Consider the following 3,684-nt stretch of genomic DNA (forward strand, 5'->3'; position numbering starts at 1 on the left):
GAGGATGCCCGGGGACTCCGTGGGCGCGTCCGGCCGGGCGCGAGGCAGCAGCGTCAGCGACGCCGTCATCAACGCACCCAGGAGGTAGAGGTACGGCAGCGCCTGGGACTCGAAGCGCGACAACACCAGCGCGTTCGCGGACGTCTTGAGCTGCGTCACTCCCGCGATGAGCGCGAACTGGAACGCACCCGCCGGCAGGACGCGGCGGTTCCAGGATGAAGGTTCAGAAGGGGCCACGGGCGCGGGAATGCGGACAGGATAACGTGGAGCCCGCTATTCACGAATAACACTCTTCAGGTCCCGCGAGCATCCACCCTCCCGTCGCAGTCGGCCGCCCGCCTGCCCGGCGTCGGAGCCAGACTCCGGACTGGGAGTCCTTGCGGCCCCCACGGAAGGACACTCCTGTGAGCCCCACGGAACGCCGGCCGCGTGGCGTACACTCCGGCGCCGTGACGCCCACCCCCGACACCCTGCTCGACGGCACCCACACGGTGCTGACCCCGGAGTACGTGGAGTTCCGCTTCACGCTGGCGGGGGTGTACTCGCGCTTCCTCGCGTGGCTGATGGACGCGCTCATCGTCGGCTTCGTCGCGATGGTGGTGCTGCTGGTGTTCCAGGTGGCCATGGCCGCGTTCCCGGGGTTCGCCAGCGCGCTGGGCATCGTCGTCTACTTCCTGGTGGACTGGGGCTACGGCATCACGCTGGAGACCGTGTGGGCTGGCCAGACGGTGGGCAAGCGCGTGATGTCCCTCCGGGTCATCCAGGAGAGCGGCGTGCGCATCGGCTTCTACCACGCGGCCCTGCGCAACCTGGCGCGCGTGGTGGACCGGCTGCCGCTGCTCTATCTCGTGGGCGGCTCGGTCGCGCTCGTGTCGCGTTCGCACCAGCGGCTGGGGGACCTGCTGGCCGGCACCATCGTCGTGCGCGAGCGGCGCCTCAAGATGCCCTCCGCCCTGGAGACGCGCGGCGAGGAGGGCCTGCTGGCGGATCCGCTGTTCGTCTCGCGCGTGAAGCGGCTGTCCACCGAGGAGCGGGAGCTGGTGCTGTCCGCGGCCCTGCGCCGCGAGGAGCTGCGGCTGGAGGCCCGGCTCACGCTGTTCTCCGCGCTGGGCGCACGGCTCCAGGACTCGCTCGCCATGGAGAAGCCCGCCCACCTCTCGGACGAGAAGTGGACGCTGCTCGTCGCCGCCGCCCTGCTGCCCGCCCCGGCGGCTCGCCTGGGGCGGCCCACGTCCGGACCTAGAAGTACGTCGCCAGGCCCACGGAGCCCGTCAGCGACGTCTGCGTATCCTCGTTGAGCGCGATGTAGAAGTTGTACTGCGCGCGCACGCCCAGGCTCACCGAGTCGCTGAGGAAGAAGTCCACGCCCGCGTTGGGCCCGATGCCCACGAAGTTGCTGATGCTCTCCTTGAACACGATGAGGTAGCTCACGTCCGTTCCGATGTACGGGCGGATGGTCTCCTCCAGCAGCAGGTAGCGGATGCCCAGCGACGGCGCCAGGCCCACCACGCGCTTCTCCGGCGTGGAGAAGGTGTCCGTCGGGAACATCAGCTTCGACAGCGAGACGACCTCGAAGCCGTTCTCGATGTAGAGGCTGCCCTCCAGGCCGATGAACGGCGTCCCCGCGAGGCCCGCGGTGCGCTTGAAGTCCATGTAGCCCAGCGACAGGCCCAGACTCCGGTTGGAGAACTGCGCGTGAGCAGGAGCCGCGCCCAGCAGGGCAGCGAGCAAGCCGAAAGCACAAAGGTAGGTACGCATGGCGAGGCACTCTACAGCCGGCCTAACCCCTGGAAAACAGCGCTGATTCAGCACAAGCCCGGCGTTGCCTCACGGGGTGGCGCTCTCCTACACTCGGCCGGCCATGCGTCTTCGCCTCTTCCTTACGCTGACCGCCGCCGTTTCCCTCTCCACCACTGCCTGTCTCAGCACGCCGCCCCCGCACGAACGGGCGCTCATCAACAATGAGCTTTGCGCGCAGGAGATGGCCAACGGGGACCTGCAGAAGGCGGAGACCTACTGCAACCTGGGCCTGGAGTTCTCCCCCCAGTACGCGGACCTGTGGGCCAACAAAGGCCTCATCGCCATGTACTCGGGCAACAAGGGCAAGGCGAAGGAGTTCTTCATCAAGGCCCTGCGCTTCAACCAGGAGCACCTGCAGGCCTACCAGAACCTGGGCGTCCTCTACCTGGATGAAGGCGCCTACGGAAAGGCCCACGACAACTTCAAGCGCGCCCTGCAGGTGAACCCGGACAACCTGGAGTCGCGCTACGACCTGGGCCTCACCTACATGAAGATGGGCAAGAAGAAGGAGTCCAAGAAGGAGTTCGACACGCTGCTCGCGGTCAACCCCAACGTGGCCAACGCCCACCACAACCTCGGCATCATGGCCTACGAGGAAAAGGACCTGGAGACGGCCTTCGAGCACATCTCCCAGGCCGCCCAGCTCACCCCGGACTCCTCGGAGGTGTGGCACGACCTGGGCACGGTGCTGATGGAGCAGAGCCGCTTCGCGGAGGCCCGCGAGGCCTTTGGCAACTGTGCCCGCCTGGATGAGAAGAACTCCAGCTGCCTCAACAGCCTCGCCGTCGCCCAGCGCAAGGTGGCCCTCACCGACTCCGCCCTCAAGGAGCTGAAGGACACCCAGACGGCGGAGAACAGCGCCCCGGCCATGTACCTGCTCGCGCGCCAGTACCGTGAGAAGGGCCTCCTCGCGGAGGAGGAGAGCGCCTACCGCAAGTGCGTGAAGCTGGATGCCAAGTTCGCGCCCTGCCACTTCGGCCTCTTCCAGATCTTCTCCGAGGCCCACAAGCAGACCCACGCTCAGACGGCGTGCAAGAACTTCATGAAGTTTGGTACCTCCGAGGAATTCCCCACCGAGTACACGACGTGTGAGAGATTCCTCGCCAACGACTCGTTCTAGCCGTCCCTTGGGGTAGCGACACACGCGATGAGCGTCCGTCTGACCGTCACACAGCGCAGCGAGGCCGGAGGCGCCTCGGGCCAAGAGGTCGTCCTCGACGACTCCGTCATCACCCTGGGGCGGGACAAGACCTGCCAGGTGGTGCTCCCGCAGCAGGCGGTGTCGCGCAACCACGCGCGCATCATCCAGGAGGGCACCCTCTACTTCCTGGAGGACCTGGGCAGCGCGTACGGCACGAAGATCAACGGCAAGGCGCTCCCCAAGGGGGAGAAGGAACTGCTGCGCAACGGCGACGTCATCGCCATCGCGCAGTACGACGTCCGCTTCGACAAGGTCGTGGAGATCGCCCCGGACGTCAGCGACAAGACGTCCTTCCTCGCGCGCGGCATCTTGAAGGACGCGATGCGCGGCCTCGCCGGCGGCGAGGAGCGCTTCCTGCGCTACATGAACGGCCCGCGCGAGGGCCAGCGCATTGAAATCTCCGAGGCCCAGGAGCACGTCTTCGGCCGCGACGAGAAGGAAGCCGACGTCATCCTCAAGGACGACCTCGTCTCCCGCAAGCACGCCAAGGTGCGCCGCGACTGGTCCGGCACGCACGTGGAGGACCTGGGCAGCCGCAACGGCATCAAGGTCAACAAGAAGCGGGTGAACCGCAAGGCGCTCAAGGACGGCGACGAGCTGGAGATTGGCGCCACCCGCTTCGTCTACGTGGACCCCGCCGAGCCCCCCGACGAGCCCGCGGTGAGCCTCGCCGCGGAGAGCTC

The 3,684-nt window shown here is 67.2% G+C and carries 5 protein-coding genes; 3 read left to right on the plus strand and 2 right to left on the minus strand.

Translation table 11 applies throughout. From position 1 onward, the window contains the following. Window positions 1-237: hypothetical protein (locus tag D7Y11_RS42010; protein WP_148139282.1), on the minus strand; the 237-nt coding region annotated here is incomplete at its 3' end. 212 nt (window positions 238-449) lie between these two features. Here D7Y11_RS42010 and D7Y11_RS42015 point away from each other — a divergent pair. Next, window positions 450-1,298: an RDD family protein gene (locus D7Y11_RS42015; protein WP_120581589.1), complete on the plus strand. Its 849-nt coding sequence runs from the start codon at window positions 450-452 to the stop codon at window positions 1,296-1,298. On the opposite strand, the gene D7Y11_RS42020 is transcribed toward D7Y11_RS42015, so the two are convergent. After that, a complete protein-coding gene (locus D7Y11_RS42020; protein WP_120581588.1) occupies window positions 1,240-1,758 on the minus strand; it encodes a hypothetical protein in 519 nt (172 codons plus the stop codon). The genes D7Y11_RS42015 and D7Y11_RS42020 overlap by 59 nt on opposite strands. A gap of 103 nt (window positions 1,759-1,861) precedes the next feature. Here D7Y11_RS42020 and D7Y11_RS42025 point away from each other — a divergent pair, with 103 nt between their 5' ends. Next, the gene (locus D7Y11_RS42025; protein ID WP_169822684.1) at window positions 1,862-2,920 is read left to right on the plus strand and encodes a lipopolysaccharide assembly protein LapB; all 1,059 of its coding nucleotides are present in this window, start codon (window positions 1,862-1,864) and stop codon (window positions 2,918-2,920) included. 27 nt (window positions 2,921-2,947) lie between these two features. After that, on the plus strand, window positions 2,948-3,684 hold a 737-nt coding region (locus D7Y11_RS42030), incomplete at its 3' end, for an FHA domain-containing protein (RefSeq protein WP_148139283.1).

The sequence above is a fragment of the Corallococcus sp. AB018 genome (genome assembly GCF_003986945.1).
In the GTDB taxonomy this organism is placed as follows: Bacteria; Myxococcota; Myxococcia; order Myxococcales; family Myxococcaceae; genus Corallococcus; species Corallococcus exiguus.